Genomic DNA, 16,364 nt, shown 5'->3' on the forward strand with positions numbered 1-16,364 from the left:
GAATGGCGAAGCCAAGGCTAGCGATCAACGCACATCAGCGCCACAGACTTTCAATGAGCGCTGACGCATCAACGCCAACAAAGCGCCGATGGAGAGCACGATCAGCACGGCGCCATAGCCGTCGGTGGTCGCGACCAGGCCGAAGGTTCGCGTCAGGTTCCCGGCCAACAGCGATGGCAGACAGAACGCCAGGTAACTGAGTACATAAAAGGCTGACATCAGACCCGCACGTTCATGGGGTAAAGCCAGCGGCACCAGACTGCGCACGGCACCCAGAAAACCGGCACCGAATCCACAACCAGCGACGAGCGTGCCAAGGAAAAACAATGGCAGGCTGGCGCTGTGCACGCCCAGTAAAACCAGGACGATACCGCTCGGCAGCAGGCTGGCTCCTAAATGCAGCGCCAGAGTGGCGGGACGATTGCGCAGGGTGAAAATCATCAGGGCACCCGTTACCGTCAGCGCGGCGACGGTCGACCCGGCAATCAGGTTCGAGGTGGAACCGGTGGCCGTGCGCACCAACGAGGGTGCCAGGGACGCATAAAAACCGCCGAGCGCCCACGTTGCCGTATTCAGCGGCAGTACCCGCCATAAGGTCGAGCGCGCTTGAACCGGCACATGCAAGGTCGGCCGCAGCGAAGCCCAAGCCCCCGGCTGAGACGACACACTTTCCGGCAAACGCCAGATATAGAGCGCCTGCAACGCAAACAGGACGAACAGCAGCCAATACGTCAGGTGCAACGGCGCGGGTGCGAATTCGGCCAGCAAACCACAGCCCAATCCGCCCAGGGCCATGCCAAGCAGCGGCGCAACGCTGTTGATCAACGGCCCCTGTTGGCGGTCGGTGTCCAGCAGCGTGGCGCTCAGCACGGCGGTCGCCATGCCGGTGGCAAACCCTTGCAGCACTCGAGCACTGATCAGCCAGGCGACGCTGTCAGCATTGATAAACAGCAACATCGCCAGGGCATTCAACACCACGGCGGTGAAAATCACCGGCTTGCGCCCAAGGTGATCCGACAGCGAACCAACCGTCAGCAGCGCCGCCAGCAGGCTGAAGGCGTAGACACCGAAAATCAGGGTCAGGGTCGCGGCCGAGAAGTGCATCTGCTCTTGGTACAAGCGATACAACGGCGTCGGCGCCGTGGAAGCCGCGAGAAAACTGAGTAAAGTGATTGCCAGAAACCACAGGCTTGCACGATTCGAACGAGAACTGGACATTGGCACACTCCGCAAAAGCTAATTTTTCGCTTTTGCGGAGTGTGCTACTGACTGACGCTTAAAGCAAATTCTTTGTGTTAAGGTCCGATACATGGCTTTAAGAGCCAAGACGTTTGCCTGACGGCAAGTCTCGGCGAGAACAGGAAACAGGTAATGACAGGCCCCACCTTACGTCCCGGCGGCCGCAGTGCCCGGGTGCAGGAATCGATTCACAAGGCCGTGCGCGAATTGCTCGAAGAGCAGGAACGCGCCAGCGTGACCGTCCCGCAAATCGCTGCGCGTGCAGGAGTTACACCGTCGACGATCTATCGGCGCTGGGGCGATTTATCGGCATTGTTGGCGGATGTCGCCCTCGCCCGCATGCAGCCGGAAACCGCATCGGCCGATACCGGCAGCCTGCGCGGTGATGTGCAGGCCTGGGCGGAACAGTATCTGGACGAGATGAGCTCCGAACCCGGCCGCAATATGCTGCGCGATGTGCAAGCGAGCCTCAAGCCGAGCTACTGCGCGACGATCATTGGCGGACAGTTGCAGATGATTCTGGATCGTTATCCGAATGAGCCGAAACCGGGTGTCGATCGGCTGATCAACATGGTGGCGGCGCCTATCGTATTTCGCATCCTGTTTTCCGAGGCGCCGTTGGAGGTTGAGGAGTTGCATCGGTTGATCGGGATTGCGTTGAATCAGTAAGGGCCGGCACAGACAACCAACATCCGCCTGACACACCGCCTGCGACACCCCGCCACGCCACGACCTTGGTCGACACTGACTAACCGGGGCGGTCGTGCGAGACTGTCTGACCGGGCGGGAGTCCCGGGTGTCTTTCGTCGGGAGTTCCCATGTCGCTGTCCAGCGGGCTGATCGCCGCCGTTGCCCTGGCCTATATGGCCATCATGTTCGCCATTGCCTTCTACGGTGACCGTCGCAGCACGCCGTTGCCACCGCGCGTACGCGCGTGGGTGTACAGCCTGTCGCTGGCGGTCTACTGCACGAGCTGGACATTCTTTGGCGCCGTGGGCCAGGCGGCGGAACAGCTCTGGTCGTTCCTGCCGATCTACCTCGGACCGATCCTGCTGCTGGTGGGCGCGCCTTGGGTCCTGCAAAAAATGGTGATGATCAGCAAGCAGGAAAACATCACCTCCATCGCCGACTTCATCGCCGCCCGATACGGTAAATCCCAGTCACTGGCGATTGTGGTGGCGCTGATCTGCCTGGTCGGCGTATTGCCCTACATCGCCTTGCAGCTCAAGGGCATTGTGCTCGGGGTAAACCTGTTGATTGGCGCGGGCGCCGACGCGATGGGGGTTCGCGCCCAAGACACCGCATTGATTGTGTCGCTGGTGCTGGCGCTGTTCACCATTGTCTTCGGTACCCGCAACCTTGATGCCACAGAACACCACCGTGGCATGGTGCTGGCCATCGCGTTTGAGTCACTGGTCAAGCTGTTCGCGTTTCTCGCCGTCGGTGCGTTCGTGACCTTTGGGCTGTACGACGGTTTCGACGACCTGTTCAACCAGGCCATGCTCGCCCCGCGCCTCGAAGAATACTGGAAGGAAACCATCAACTGGCCGTCGATGGTGGTGCAGACGGGCGTCGCGATGATGGCGATCATCTGCCTGCCCCGGCAGTTCCACGTGACGGTGGTGGAGAACATTGATCCTCAGGATTTGCGTCTGGCCAAATGGGTATTTCCGGCCTACCTGGCATTGGCCGCGCTGTTTGTCGTCCCGATCGCCCTCGCCGGTCAGATGATGCTGCCCAGTTCGGTGTTGCCGGACTCGTTCGTCATCAGCCTGCCGCTGGCCCAGGCGCACCCTGCCCTCGCCTTGCTGGCGTTTATCGGCGGCGCCTCAGCGGCGACCGGCATGGTGATTGTCGCCAGCGTGGCGCTGTCTACCATGGTGTCCAACGACATGCTGTTGCCGTGGTTGCTACGCCGAAACAACGCCGAGCGGCCGTTCGAAGTGTTTCGCCAGTGGATGCTCTCGGTGCGCCGCGTGAGCATCGTGGTGATTTTGCTCCTGGCCTACGTCAGCTATCGCCTGCTGGGCTCGACCGCCAGCCTGGCAACCATCGGCCAGATCGCCTTCGCCGCCGTGACGCAACTGGCCCCAGCCATGCTCGGCGCGCTGTACTGGAAGCAGGCCAACCGTCGCGGCGTATTCGCTGGCCTCGCCGCCGGGACATTCCTGTGGTTCTACACGCTGATACTGCCGATTGCGGCGCGTAGCCTCGGCTGGCCGCTGGAGAGCTTCCCGGGCCTGGCCTGGCTGCACAGCAACCCGATGAACCTGCCGATCACCCCACTGACCCAAGGCGTGGTGCTGTCGCTGGCCGGAAATTTCACGTTGTTTGCCTGGGTCTCGGTGTTGTCCCGGACGCGGGTTTCCGAGCACTGGCAGGCGGGTCGCTTCATCGGCCAGGAAATCAGCGCACGCCCCAGCGCCCGTTCGATGCTCGCCGTGCAGATCGATGATTTGCTGCAACTGGCCGCCCGTTTCGTCGGCGAAGAACGGGCGCGTCAGAGCTTCATCCGTTTCGCCTACCGCCAAGGCAAAGGTTTCAACCCGAATCAGAACGCCGACGGTGAATGGATCGCCCACACCGAACGCCTGCTGGCGGGTGTACTCGGTGCTTCCTCGACGCGGGCGGTGGTAAAAGCCGCCATCGAAGGCCGGGAAATGCAGCTGGAAGACGTCGTGCGCATCGCCGACGAAGCGTCGGAAGTGTTGCAGTTCAACCGCGCCCTGCTGCAAGGCGCGATCGAAAACATCACCCAGGGCATCAGCGTGGTCGACCAGTCACTGAAACTGGTGGCCTGGAACCGGCGTTATCTGGAGCTGTTCAACTACCCGGACGGCCTGATCAGCGTCGGTCGACCGATTGCCGACATCATTCGCCACAATGCCGAACGCGGCCTGTGCGGCCCCGGTGAAGCCGAAGTGCATGTCGCCCGACGCCTGCACTGGATGCGTCAGGGCCGCGCCCACACCTCGGAACGACTGTTCCCCAACGGACGGGTGATCGAGCTGATCGGCAATCCGATGCCCGGTGGTGGTTTCGTCATGAGCTTCACCGACATCACCGCGTTCCGCGAAGCCGAACAAGCGCTGACCGAAGCCAACGAAGGCCTGGAGCAGCGGGTGGCGGAGCGCACCCACGAGTTGTCGCAACTCAACGTTGCATTGACAGAAGCCAAGAGCACTGCCGAATCTGCCAACCAGTCGAAAACTCGCTTTCTGGCGGCCGTCAGCCATGACTTGATGCAACCGCTGAACGCTGCGCGCCTGTTCTCCGCCGCGTTGTCTCACCAGGACGATGGTCTGTCGGGCGAGGCGCAAAAACTGGTCCATCACCTGGACAGTTCGTTGCGTTCGGCCGAGGACTTGATCAGCGACCTGCTGGATATTTCCCGCCTGGAAAATGGCAAGATCAACCCCGACCCGAAGCCCTTCGCACTCAACGAATTGTTCGACACCCTTGGCGCCGAATTCAAGGCGCAGGCTCAGGAACAGGGGCTGAGCTTCCGGGTTCGGAGCAGCACGTTGCGGGTCGACAGCGACATCAAACTGCTGCGACGGATCCTGCAAAATTTCCTGACCAATGCGTTCCGCTACGCCAAGGGGCCGGTGCTGCTCGGCGTTCGCCGGCGCAAGGATGAATTGTGCCTGGAGGTCTGGGACCGCGGGCCGGGCATTGCGCAGGACAAACTGCAGGTGATCTTCGAAGAATTCAAACGCCTCGACAGTCACCAGACCCGCGCAGAGAAAGGCCTGGGATTGGGCCTGGCGATTGCCGATGGGCTGTGTCGCGTCTTGGGGCATACGCTGCAAGTTCGCTCCTGGCCGGGGCGCGGCAGTGTGTTCAGCGTCAGCGTGCCGCTGGCTCGGGCACAAACCGTGGTGGCGCCCAAGAACGCTGAACTCAACGGCCACGTATTGAGCGGCGCACAGGTGCTGTGCATCGACAATGAAGACAGCATTCTGATCGGCATGAACAGCCTGCTGACGCGCTGGGGTTGTCAGGTCTGGACAGCGCGTAACCGAGAGGAATGTGCAGCGCTGCTCAACGACGGGGTTCGTCCGCAACTGGCGCTGGTGGATTACCACCTGGACCATGGCGAAACCGGGACCGAGCTGATGGCGTGGCTGCGCACTCAACTGGGGGAACCGGTGCCGGGGGTGGTGATCAGCGCCGATGGTCGGCCAGAGACGGTGGCGCAAGTGCATGCGGCGGGGCTGGATTATCTGGCCAAGCCGGTGAAGCCGGCGGCGTTGAGGGCGTTGTTGAGTCGGCATTTGCCGTTGTAGCGTAGCGTTTTTTAGCTTTGCAGGGAGGCTTCTGTCGCCATCGCGAGCAAGCTCGCTCCCACAGGGTTTAGCGCTGTTCCTGCAGGAGTGAGCCTGCTCGCAATGCTTTACCGGTTATTCCGGTAACTCGGCCAAGCCATCCACATCGGTCATCGCCCGCTCCAGCAAGTCCGCCGGCAAGCTCTTGCTGGCTCGCGCGCCGAGCAATTTCAGCTGCTCGCTGCGACTGACCAGATTCCCTCGGCCTTCTGTCAGCTTGTTGCGCGCAGAGCTGTAGGCTTTGTCCAGTTGCTGCAAGCGATTGCCGACCTCGTCCAGATCCTGGATGAACAACACGAACTTGTCGTACAGCCACCCGGCACGCTCGGCAATTTCCCGGGCGTTCTGGCTCTGGCGCTCTTGCTTCCACAGGCTGTCGATCACGCGCAAAGTCGCCAGCAACGTGGTGGGGCTGACGATCACGATGTTGCGGTCAAAGGCTTCCTGGAACAGCGTCGGCTCTGCCTGCAACGCTGCGGAAAACGCGGCTTCGATCGGCACGAAAAGCAAGACGAAATCCAGGCTGTGCAAGCCGTCGAGCCGCTTGTAATCCTTGCCGGACAGGCCTTTGACGTGATTGCGCAGCGACAGCACGTGTTGCTTGATGGCGATCTGGCCGATGGCGTCGTCTTCGGCCGCCACGTATTGCTGATAGGCCGTCAGGCTGACCTTGGAGTCGACCACCACTTGCTTGTCGCCTGGCAGGTAAATAATCACATCCGGTTGGAAGCGCTCGCCATCCGGGCCTTTGAGAGTGACCTGGGTCTGATACTCGCGGCCCTTCTCCAGCCCCGCGTGTTCAAGCACTCGCTCGAGAATCAGTTCGCCCCAATTGCCTTGGGTTTTCTGCCCTTTCAAGGCGCGAGTGAGGTTGGTGGCTTCGTCGCTCAGGCGCAGGTTCAGCTGTTGCAGGCGTTCCAGTTCCTTGGCCAGCGAGAAACGCTCGCGCGCTTCGGCCTGATAACTTTCCTCGACGCGTTTTTCGAAGGACTGAATGCGCTCTTTCAACGGATCGAGCAACTGGCCCAACCGCTGTTGACTGGTTTCGGCGAAGCGCTGCTCACGCTCATCGAAAATCTTGCCCGCCAGTTCGGCGAACTGCGCTCGCAACTCGTCTCGCGACCCCTGCAGGTCACTGAGGCGTTGCTGATGGCTTTCCTGTTGCTCGCGTAGCTCGGCGTTGAGTGACGCCGCCAGCGTGTCCAGGCGACGTAGTTCTGCTTCTTTACCGGCACGTTCGATGTTCCAGGCGTGAGAGGCATCGCGAGCGTCGTCGCGCTCGATTTGCAGCAGTTCGACTTCACGGCGCGTGGCAGCGAGGTCCGCTTGCTTGTCGGCGTTGGCCTGGCTCAGGTCACCGATTTCATCGCGACAGGCGTCGAGTTGGGCATTCAGGCCGTCCTGCGCCAGCTGGGCCATGGCCAGGCGCTCTTCCAGCAGAGCCGCCTCGGCTTGCGAGCCGCTCGCACGGCGTTGAATTTGCCAGGCCAGTACCAGCAATGGCAGGCCCGCGCCTGCCAGACCGAGTAATAGGCTGGTCAAGTCCATAGCCATAAAGATTCCTGCCGATGAGATAAAGCTTGAAGGTTAACCAAGGCCACCTGACTTGGACAGCTCAGTCTTCGATCAGACCCAGTTCCTGCTGGGCCCGCGTATCGCCTGCCCGTGCGGCCTGACGCAGCAGGTCCTGACCGATACGGCGATCACGGGCATTGCCACATTCACGGCACATCAATTGCCCGAGGCGACTTTGCGCAGCCACCACGCCTTCACGGGCAGGTTGCTTGAGCAAGCGCCCGGCGAAGTGCTTGACGTTGGGGTTATCCCCAAGACGCGGACTGTCCAGCAGCCATTCGGCCACACGCATCGAAAAACGCTTGGGTGGGGTAACACGTGAAGGTGTGGAGGTAGCGGAGATTGATACTGAGCGAAACTTCATAAAGCACTGTGGGACAGATCGGAAGGCGCGCAACTGTACTCTTTTTTTCTTACAGGTAAAGCCTAAAAAAACCCGGCACGCCCGTGCTAGAGCAAGCGCTCGGGACAATCCACAGAAGCTGTGGATAACTCAGTGGACAACCGCCCTTGAACTCGCGCAAAGCCCTGTGGAATGGGGCTCGCAGTCAAACTGACGATTTTTTCACCAGTAAAAAAAAGCGATGTTTTTCATTGACTTAAATTTTCAATACAGGCACCCACTACGGGTGGGGCCTGGATGACAGTGGGGTTACAGTCTGCGCAACTTATGTGCACAAGTACCTTGACGGCGGTTATATGGATGCACTTTTTCGGCGCGTTTTTGCATGGCCTCTGGGGATAAATCGGCAAAACCCTTGATCAAGGCAGATCGCGAGCCGATGAGTGACAGCCACCACCGGTCGGAATGTGAGCGATTGCGGCGCGCGCTGGCCAGGCCATCGATCTTTTTTGGTAACACACTTCCATTCTCAATTTCAATCCGTTACTATCCGCGGCGTTAGTACCAAGCTGAAAGTCAATTCTGGTCGAACAAATCCTCGCGGTCAGCCTTCCCTCAAGAGAAGCCTCCACCGACAAAACAGGATCGACCACCTCGATGGTTTCCAGGTAAACCTTGCGCCAACACAGCCTTCGAACAAAGCGAAGGGTGTTGCGAAGCTCACTTACTCTGACCGAACCAGCCTGCAAATTGATCAGGATCTTCACCCCGGGCCCAGAACCTTTGCCCTTGATGTGTTGCCTGCCCTCCTAAGTACCTACCTGCCAGCCCAAGCGCGCCAATTATCAGCGCTTCAAACTGGCTGCTTTGTTCCAGTCGGGGTTCTTCGTTCGACCAATGGTGGTCGTCGTCACTGGAACGTTTTAATTTTGCACGGCTCTTATCCGTGTCGCTTGTAGGAACACCAACACTATGTCTACTCAAATCCACACTCAGGATGCCATTCGCACCCTAACCAACGCTTTTGCTCCAATGAACTGCCTGATCATGGCGGCTCGCAAAGGCTGCTTCAGTTTCACTCTGGTCAACGAACACGGCATCGCTCGTCACAGCGAACGCCTGTACCCCGATCAATACTCCAGCGCAGAGCCGCTGCAGGCCGTGATCGAGCGTACCCGCCAGGCATTGATTGCCTGAGACGCCAGAAAGACTGAAAAACCAAAAGCCCTGCTCAAAAAGCGGGGCTTTTTATTGCCTGATATTTCCCTTTCCGCTGCAACTGGTTAAGCACAAAGCGATATAACGGTTATAACTCGAAGCTGGAAATATTTTAAAAACAGTCCTTTACAGCGCGAATATGACACTACACTTCAACTCAAGCGGCTTGATCCGCTTCCGGCGAGCCTGATTCGATCCACCGCTGCCAAGGCCCCCTTCAGGTATCGCCGCCCACTTCGTGTTTCGAGGGCTTTATGGGTATCGCTGCCAGCGAACTGTGCCGTTATGTGATTCGTCCGACCTTGATCTACCTCGGACGCCATAGCGCAACTGCCGAATCCTTGCTGCTGGGCATCGCCGCCAGTCAGTCAGCCCTTGGTTCCGCCCTGCATGACCGCCGTGGACACGGCCTGTACCGAATCGCCGAACCCCGCCACCAGGCACTCTGGGATCACTATCTGGCGCTGGACCCGGAACGGGCAAGTCTTGTCCGCGGCCTGGCCAGCCAACATGCGTTTCTCAGTGGGCCGCATCTGGAATTGACCGTTAACCTGCGTTACGCCACCGCCATTGCCTGGCTGTTGATCGAAGAACAAAACACCCCCCTCCCCGCCGCCGATGATGTGTTGGGCATGGCCCGAATCTGGCGCCAGACCTTTCAGCCTCAGGGACGCCTGCGCGATTTCACTTGCGCCTGGCAAACCTGTGTTTCACCGCTGAATCAGGTCGCCTGCTGACCCATCGGTTTCACAAGTTCGTGCATCCGACCGCGAACCTGGTCGGATTGTCCTACAAAACCGCTCTAACTCAAGCCATACAGCCTATAGCGCTGGGACGAAAATGTTGGTAATTTTCGCCCCGGTGATCACCAGGAGTTCTAATAATGAAAAAAGTAATGCTCAAAACCACCCTTAGCCTCGCCGTTACCCTGGCATCCACCCAGCTCTTTGCAAGTGGCTTTGCCCTGAACGAACAAAGCATCAGCGGGATGGGTACAGGTTTTGCCGGGCGATCTTCTTCTGCCGACGACGCATCCACAATTGTTGGCAACCCTGCCGGTATGTCCCGCATCAAGCGCGAACAAGTGACCGGCGGTGTTGCATTCATCGACGCACACACCGACATCAGCAACGCCAGCTCCAGCCCGAATGGCGGCACCAACAAAGGTGACATGGTCCCTTTCATGGGCGTGCCGATGGGCTACTACGTCAAGCCAATCGATGACCACTGGGCATTCGGTATCGGTGTGTACGCACCGTTCGGTCTGGTAACCGACTACGAAAACGGCTTTGCCGGTCGTTACTTCGGCAGCAAGAGCGAAGTTAAGATCGTCACCCTGCAACCGACTGTCAGCTACGCCTTCAACGACAAGGTGTCCATCGGTTTCGGCCCGACCATCAACCGCATCGACGGCACCCTGGAATCGAACCTGTCGATCACCCAGGCCGCGCCAGACGGCAAGGTCAAGATCAAGGGTGACGACACCGCGCTGGGCTACAACATCGGCGTACTGGTTCAAGCCACCGACAGCACCCGCGTCGGCCTGACCTACCACTCGAAAGTGAAGTACAAGCTCGACGGCGACACCAAGGTCAACTACAACGTGCTGGGCCTGATTGGCCAGAACCCAAGCCAGAAATACGACGCGTCGCTGGACCTGACCACGCCTGAATCGGTGGACTTCTCGGTCACTCACCAGCTCGACGACAAGTGGACTCTTTACGCTGGCAGCACCTGGACTCGCTGGAGCCGCCTGAAAGACATCACCGTCGAAAGCAAAGGTGTTCCGGCTGTACTGAACGGTCAGTTCGGTACCATCACCGAAGAACAGAACTGGCACGACACCTGGGCTCACGCCATCGGCGCGTCTTACCAGCTGAACAAGGAATGGGTACTGCGCACCGGTTTGTCCTTTGACCAAGCGCCGACCAACAACGCCGACCGTTCCCCACGCATCCCGACTGGCGATCGCAAGATTTTCAGCCTGGGCGCTGGCTGGAGCCCGACAGACGACCTGACCATCGACCTGGCGTATTCGTACCTGCGCGAAGAGTCGGTCAAGGTCAACAACGTCAACGACCGTGGCCAAACCTACAACGCCAAGTATGAAAACTGGGCGAACGGTTTCGGCGTCGGCGCGACCTACCGCTTCTGATGATTCAAGGCGAGGCTGAACCGCTCGCCTGCTGAATCAAAAAAGCCCCGCTCTCTTATACAGAGGCGGGGCTTTTTGGTGGGCGCGAATCAGGGTTGGGAAGCCAGGGCTTTCTGCACCGCGGCAATGAACTCGGGATCATCGGGTTTGGTCAGGCTGGAGAAACTGGCGACCACCTGGCCTTTGCGATCGACCACGTATTTGTAGAAATTCCACTTCGGTGCGCTGCTCTGCGCGGCCAGGACCTTGAACAGGTGCGTCGCGTCCTCACCTCGCACGGCCTGCGGTTCGGTCATGGTGAAAGTCACGCCGTAATTCACGTAACAGACCTTGGCCGTCTCGGCGGTGTCCTTGGATTCTTGCTTGAAATCGTTCGACGGAACGCCAATCACCTCCAGCCCCTCTTCCTTGAAACGCTGATTGAGCGCCTCAAGGCTTTTGAACTGGGGGGCGAAACCGCAGTGGCTCGCGGTATTGACCACTACCAGCGGTTTACCTTCGAACCGTTGGCACAGGTCGATCGATTCCTTGGCCCGCAGTTTTTGCAATGAGCCTTGTAACAGTTCAGGGCACTCAGCCTGAGCCAGTCCGGTCATTGCCGTCAGCAACGCGGGGACTGTAATCCAGCGCATCAGCATGTCGTGCATCCTTGATAAGTCGTCAAAAACGAAGTTACTCGCCCTCGCCGCTCCCTAGCAAGCACCCATGCCCAATTGCATCAGCGCCAGACCGCCCTGATGCCAGCCCCACCATGACAATGCCAGCAGCAAGGCGCAGACAGCTGCTACAGCGATTCGCGGCCAAAGACTGTTCATATCGCACTCATCTGTGTCTGCAGGCGCGCCACCGGCCGCTCACGCACCGGCCAGTTCAGGGCGGCAGCCAACAGGCTCAAGAGAATTGCCACTTGCCAGATCAAGTCATAGCTCCCGGTCCGGTCATACACCACTCCGCCCAGCCAGCCGCCAAGAAACGAACCGAGCTGATGAAACAGGAACACAATCCCGCCGAGCATGGACAGGTTGCGCACTCCGAACAGGGTCGCCACGGTGCCGTTGGTCAGCGGTACGGTCGACAGCCACAAAAACCCCATGGCCATGCCGAACAGGTACGCCGTGGTCGTCGTGACCGGGGCCCACAGGAACAGCGCGATCACCACCGCCCGCAACAGGTACAAACCGGTGAGCAAACGCGGTTTGGACATGCGCCCGCCGAGCCATCCGGCGGTGTACGTGCCGAAGATGTTGAACAAGCCGATCAGCGCCAGCACCGTGGTGCCGACCGTGGCCGGAAGGTGTTGATCCACCAGATACGCCGGCAAATGCACGCCGATGAATACCACTTGGAAACCGCAGACGAAAAAGCCGAACGCCAACAGCCAGAATCCCGAATGGGAGCAGGCTTCACGCAGCGCTTCGGAGAGGGTTTGCTCGTGACCGAGCGTCGGCAGAGGTTTGTCCTTGAGCATGCTCACCAGCGGCACGATCAACGCCACCAACAGCCCCAGCACCAGCAAGGCGGCGGACCAGCCGAGCCAACCGATCAAGCCCAACGTGCCCGGCAGCATCGCGAACTGGCCGAACGAGCCGGCTGCACTGGCGATGCCCATGCCCATGCTGCGCTTCTCCGGCGGCACCGCACGGCCGACCACACCGAGGATCACCGAGAACGAAGTACCGGACAGACCGATGCCAATCAACAGGCCGGCGCTCAGGGACAATGTCACCGCGGAGTCAGACAACCCCATGAACACCAGGCCCAGCGCATACAGCACACCACCGACCAGCACCACTTTCGCCGCGCCGAAGCGATCGGCCAGTGCGCCGGTGAAGGGCTGCGCCAGGCCCCAGATCAGATTCTGCAGGGCGATGGCAAACGCAAAGGTCTCACGTCCCCAGCCGAACTCCGCACTCATCGGCGCCAGAAACAGCCCGAAGCCGTGACGCACGCCCAATGACAACGCAAGGATCAGCGCACTCCCCACCAATACCCAACCGCACGTACGCCACATCGATGTCATTCTTATTCTCCGGTAGCGGGTATATACCCGCTTAAGATCGGAAAAACTGGCTTCAGGCCAGTTCGTCCAGCAGTCGCAGCAAGGTTTCGCGTTTCTCTGCGCCCAGTCGGTCAATCAACCGTTGTTGAGCCGCTTCCCAGGCCGGCAGGGCCGCCGCCAAGCGTTCAGCACCCGTCTCGGTCAGTCGGACGATGCGATTGCGCATGTCTTCGCCCTCGACCAGCATCACCAGCCCTTCACCCTCCAGCACCCGCAAATTGCGCCCGAGGGTGCTGCGGTCCAGGCCCATGGCTTCGGCCAGACTTGAAATACTCGGCTGATCCAGGCGCTGCAAATTACACAGCAAAGAATACTGGGCAACGTTTATCCCGAAGCCGTCGAGAGCGCCGTCGTAATGCCTGCTGACGCCACGGGCGGCGCGACGCAGGTTGATGCATAAACATTGGGAGTCGAGCATGGTGCGTGTATATACCCGCGGTTGAGTTAAATCAAGATATCGATGTGCCTGGTGGACCGTCTTCGCGAGCAGGTTTGCGAAGAGGCAGGCATTGTTGCCACAGAAACCGTCAGGCCAACGCCAATCCTACCAGCACCACCATCTCCAGCAACTCCAGCAACGCCCCTGCCGTGTCCCCCGTCGTCCCTCCCAATCGACGCACCATCACCTGGCGCAACCACACAAAAACCACTGCCGCCAGCACCAGCGCCCAACCACCGCTGAGCCCCGCAATCAGCACACACGCCATCGCACTGACCGCCAACACCTGCTGACCCGCCAATCGCGGCAGATGATCCGCCAACGCCTGCCCCAGCCCGCCTGCACGCACATACGGCGTGGTCAGGAACAAGCCCAGCATCGCGCTGCGACCGATCAGCGGAACGATGATCAGGAAAAGATTGTGCTGTTGCTCGATCAACGCCAACAACGCGACGAACTTCAGTAACAACACCAACACCAGCGTCACCACGGCAATCGGCCCACTGCGTGGGTCTTTCATGATCGTCAGCGTACGTTCCCGGTCGCCAAATCCGCCGAGCCACGCATCGGCGCTATCGGCCAGACCGTCCAGATGCAACGCGCCGCTGAGCAAGACCCAAGCCGTCAGCAACAACGCCGCATGCAGCAACACTGGCGTGCCCAGCAACAGCCAGTTCAGCGCCCACAGAATCGCGCCGAACAGCACTCCCACCAGCGGATAAAACAGCAGCGACCGGCCCAGTTCCTGAGACGTCGGCATGCCGGGCAGGCGAATCGGCAAACTGCTCAGAAATTGCAGGGCGATCCAGAATGGCAGCATGGTCAGATCGCTTCCTTGAGAATGACGCCGGGTTCGACGCGCAACGAAAACAACGATCCATGAGCGACTTCGACATTAAGCAACTGCTCACGCGGCAACCCCCGCGCTTGAGCCAGCAATAAGCGCATGACCCCGCCATGGCTGATCAACAGGACCCGCTGGCCAGCGTAAGCAATAACCAGTCGCTCAATGGCCGCCAGCACCCGAACGGAAAAGTCTGCCACCCGCTCGCCGCCCGGCGGCGTAAACGAATAGGGATCAGCCCAGAACAGCCCCAATGCCTCGGCATCGGTGTCCATCAACGCCGCTGCGCTCTGCCCTTCCCAGGCACCGAAGTGCAGTTCTTGCAGGTCTTTGTCCAACTGCACCGGCAAACCCAGTTGCACACCGAGCTCCTCGGCGAAGCGCGCACAACGCTGCAACGGCGAACTGACCAACCGGTCCCACGGCCCCTGTTCGATCACCGCCGCGCGCATCTGCGCCCAGCCTTTTTCGGTCAGCGCATCATCGAGACTGCCGCGCAATCCGCCACCGAGCTCGGTCTCGCCATGGCGCAACAGGTCCAGGTGCAACGTCATGCCGGACGGTCCGCAACCGCCGCTTCGGCGAAGGTTGCCATCTGCCCGTGAAGGTCGCAGGCCAGTCGCAACAACGGCACGGCCAACGCGGCACCGCTGCCCTCGCCCAGTCGCAAACCAAGGTCCAGCAACGGCTCCGCGTTCAGGGTTTCCAGCACATGACGATGCCCCGGCTCGGCACCGCGATGGCCGAACAGCAGCCACGCGCGGCATTCAGGATTCAAGCGCACCGCCACCACTGCCGCGACGCTGCAAATAAACCCGTCGACCAGCACCGCCACACCTTCCTGCGCACACGCCAGATAGGCACCCACCAGCGCGGCAATTTCAAAACCACCGAGATTGAACAATGTCTGCAACGCGTCCCCGTGCTGAGCATCGTGCAGCGCCAACGCCCGCTCGATGACCTGAGCCTTGTGGCTGACACCCGCTGCATCCAGCCCGGTACCCGGCCCGGTCAGATGCACCACCGGACAATCGAGCAAGGCACAGGCCAATGCACTGGCGGCGGTGGTGTTGCCGATGCCCATTTCACCGCCGATGAACATCTGCGCCCCGGCCGCGATGGCACGCTGCACACTGTCGCGACCGGCCTGCAGGGCGAGTTCGCCCTGGGCCGCCGTCATGGCCGGACCTTTTACGAAATTCGCCGTACCGGGGCCAATGTTCAAGTGGCGCACGCCCGGCAGATTCAAGGTCGGGGTCACCGTGCCCAGATCCACCACTTCAAGGGAAGCGCCCAACTGCCGCGCCAGCACGCTTATCGCCGCGCCGCCGGTGACGAAGTTGTGCAGCATTTGCCCGGTGACTTCCTGAGGAAACGCCGACACACCTTCGGCCACGACACCGTGATCACCGGCAAAAATCGCGATCCACAGGTGCTCCAGGCTCGGCTTGACCTGCCCCTGCAACCCGGCCAGTTGCACCGCCACCGATTCCAGTCGACCGAGGGAACCGGCCGGTTTGGTCAGTTGCTGCTGACGCGCCTGCGCCTGTTCGAGGGTTTGCGCATCAATCGGCTTGCACGGGTTCAACCACCAGGATTGAGTCATAACGCAGTTCCTTTCAAAGTCAGGGGCAGGCCGGCGACGGTCAGGACGACACGTTGGCAGCGCTCGGCCAAGGCTTGATGCAGCCAACCGGCTTCATCGACATAGCGGCGAGTCAATTCGCCCAGCGGCACGACACCCATTCCGGTCTCGTTGCTGACAAAAATGATTTCACCCGGCAACGCGGCCAGGCAGTCCAGCAGGGCTTCGCGTTCAGCGTTCAGACGTCCGGCGTCGTCGAGCATCAGCAGATTGGTCATCCACAGCGTAAGGCAATCCACCAGCAGGCAACGGTCGGCGCTGGCGGTTTCACGCAGGGCGCGGGCGAGTTCGACCGGTTCTTCGATCAATGCCCATTCGGCGGGACGACGGGCGCGGTGATGAGCGACGCGGTCGTTCATTTCGCCGTCCAGCGGTTGGCTGGTGGCGATGTAGGTCACGGCCAGTTGGCTGTCGGTGGCGAGTTTTTCGGCCAGTCGACTTTTGCCGGAGCGGGCGCCGCCGAGGATTAGTTGGAGCATGGTGACATCCTATAAATGTGCGAAGAGGCCAGCAAAACCA

General features: G+C 60.3%; 17 protein-coding genes. 5 read left to right on the plus strand and 12 right to left on the minus strand.

Annotated features, from left to right (window positions below; genetic code table 11):
* Positions 1-24: 24 nt before the first annotated feature.
* Positions 25-1,218: an MFS transporter gene (locus tag J2X66_RS03550; RefSeq protein ID WP_310260913.1), complete on the minus strand. Its 1,194-nt coding sequence runs from the start codon at positions 1,216-1,218 to the stop codon at positions 25-27.
* Between the two features lie 153 nt (positions 1,219-1,371).
* On the opposite strand from J2X66_RS03550, the gene J2X66_RS03555 reads away from it, so the two are divergent.
* Positions 1,372-1,908, plus strand: coding sequence for a TetR/AcrR family transcriptional regulator (locus tag J2X66_RS03555; RefSeq protein ID WP_310260916.1), 537 nt, complete (start codon positions 1,372-1,374; stop codon positions 1,906-1,908).
* Between the two features lie 149 nt (positions 1,909-2,057).
* Entirely contained in the window at positions 2,058-5,528 is a 3,471-nt protein-coding gene (locus J2X66_RS03560; protein ID WP_310260920.1) for a NahK/ErcS family hybrid sensor histidine kinase/response regulator, read from the plus strand.
* A gap of 114 nt (positions 5,529-5,642) precedes the next feature.
* Here the strand turns inward: J2X66_RS03560 and rmuC are convergent, their stop codons facing one another.
* The 3 genes from rmuC to J2X66_RS03575 form a co-directional block, all read right to left on the minus strand.
* On the minus strand, positions 5,643-7,007 hold the full coding sequence (gene rmuC / locus J2X66_RS03565; protein ID WP_310261443.1) for a DNA recombination protein RmuC: 1,365 nt from the start codon (positions 7,005-7,007) through the stop codon (positions 5,643-5,645).
* A gap of 175 nt (positions 7,008-7,182) precedes the next feature.
* Positions 7,183-7,506, minus strand: coding sequence for a sel1 repeat family protein (locus J2X66_RS03570; RefSeq protein WP_310260923.1), 324 nt, complete (start codon positions 7,504-7,506; stop codon positions 7,183-7,185).
* 398 nt (positions 7,507-7,904) lie between these two features.
* Entirely contained in the window at positions 7,905-8,252 is a 348-nt protein-coding gene (locus tag J2X66_RS03575) for a hypothetical protein (protein ID WP_310260925.1), read from the minus strand.
* Positions 8,253-8,457: 205 nt separating this feature from the next.
* Here J2X66_RS03575 and J2X66_RS03580 point away from each other — a divergent pair, with 205 nt between their 5' ends.
* From J2X66_RS03580 to J2X66_RS03590, 3 genes are all read left to right on the plus strand, one after another.
* Positions 8,458-8,682 (plus strand): hypothetical protein, encoded by a 225-nt coding sequence (locus tag J2X66_RS03580; RefSeq protein WP_019407963.1) that lies wholly within the window; start codon positions 8,458-8,460, stop codon positions 8,680-8,682.
* Positions 8,683-8,957: 275 nt separating this feature from the next.
* Positions 8,958-9,440, plus strand: coding sequence for a hypothetical protein (locus J2X66_RS03585; RefSeq protein WP_310260946.1), 483 nt, complete (start codon positions 8,958-8,960; stop codon positions 9,438-9,440).
* Positions 9,441-9,586: 146 nt separating this feature from the next.
* Positions 9,587-10,858 (plus strand): outer membrane protein transport protein, encoded by a 1,272-nt coding sequence (locus J2X66_RS03590; protein ID WP_310260951.1) that lies wholly within the window; start codon positions 9,587-9,589, stop codon positions 10,856-10,858.
* 89 nt (positions 10,859-10,947) lie between these two features.
* Here the strand turns inward: J2X66_RS03590 and J2X66_RS03595 are convergent, their stop codons facing one another.
* The 8 genes from J2X66_RS03595 to cobU form a co-directional block, all read right to left on the minus strand.
* Positions 10,948-11,496: a glutathione peroxidase gene (locus J2X66_RS03595; protein ID WP_310260954.1), complete on the minus strand. Its 549-nt coding sequence runs from the start codon at positions 11,494-11,496 to the stop codon at positions 10,948-10,950.
* A 54-nt stretch (positions 11,497-11,550) separates the two neighbouring features.
* Complete coding sequence (locus J2X66_RS03600) at positions 11,551-11,673, minus strand: hypothetical protein (RefSeq protein WP_007977581.1); 123 nt, start codon at positions 11,671-11,673, stop codon at positions 11,551-11,553.
* Positions 11,670-12,878 carry an MFS transporter gene (locus J2X66_RS03605; protein ID WP_310260959.1) on the minus strand — a complete coding sequence of 403 codons (1,209 nt, stop codon included), beginning with the start codon at positions 12,876-12,878 and terminating at the stop codon, positions 11,670-11,672. Before J2X66_RS03605 ends, J2X66_RS03600 begins: the two co-directional genes overlap by 4 nt.
* A 52-nt stretch (positions 12,879-12,930) precedes the next feature.
* On the minus strand, positions 12,931-13,335 hold the full coding sequence (locus J2X66_RS03610; RefSeq protein ID WP_310260962.1) for a MarR family transcriptional regulator: 405 nt from the start codon (positions 13,333-13,335) through the stop codon (positions 12,931-12,933).
* 109 nt (positions 13,336-13,444) lie between these two features.
* The gene (locus J2X66_RS03615; RefSeq protein WP_310260965.1) at positions 13,445-14,176 is read right to left on the minus strand and encodes an adenosylcobinamide-GDP ribazoletransferase; all 732 of its coding nucleotides are present in this window, start codon (positions 14,174-14,176) and stop codon (positions 13,445-13,447) included.
* A 2-nt stretch (positions 14,177-14,178) separates the two neighbouring features.
* Positions 14,179-14,754, minus strand: coding sequence for an alpha-ribazole phosphatase family protein (gene cobC, locus J2X66_RS03620; protein ID WP_310260967.1), 576 nt, complete (start codon positions 14,752-14,754; stop codon positions 14,179-14,181).
* Positions 14,751-15,806, minus strand: coding sequence for a nicotinate-nucleotide--dimethylbenzimidazole phosphoribosyltransferase (gene cobT / locus J2X66_RS03625; RefSeq protein WP_310260970.1), 1,056 nt, complete (start codon positions 15,804-15,806; stop codon positions 14,751-14,753). Before cobT ends, cobC begins: the two co-directional genes overlap by 4 nt.
* Positions 15,803-16,324, minus strand: coding sequence for a bifunctional adenosylcobinamide kinase/adenosylcobinamide-phosphate guanylyltransferase (gene cobU / locus J2X66_RS03630; RefSeq protein WP_310260973.1), 522 nt, complete (start codon positions 16,322-16,324; stop codon positions 15,803-15,805). Before cobU ends, cobT begins: the two co-directional genes overlap by 4 nt.
* Between the last annotated feature and the right edge of the window lie 40 nt (positions 16,325-16,364).

It is taken from the genome of Pseudomonas sp. 3296, from assembly GCF_031456615.1.
Taxonomy (GTDB): domain Bacteria; phylum Pseudomonadota; class Gammaproteobacteria; order Pseudomonadales; family Pseudomonadaceae; genus Aquipseudomonas; species Aquipseudomonas mucoides.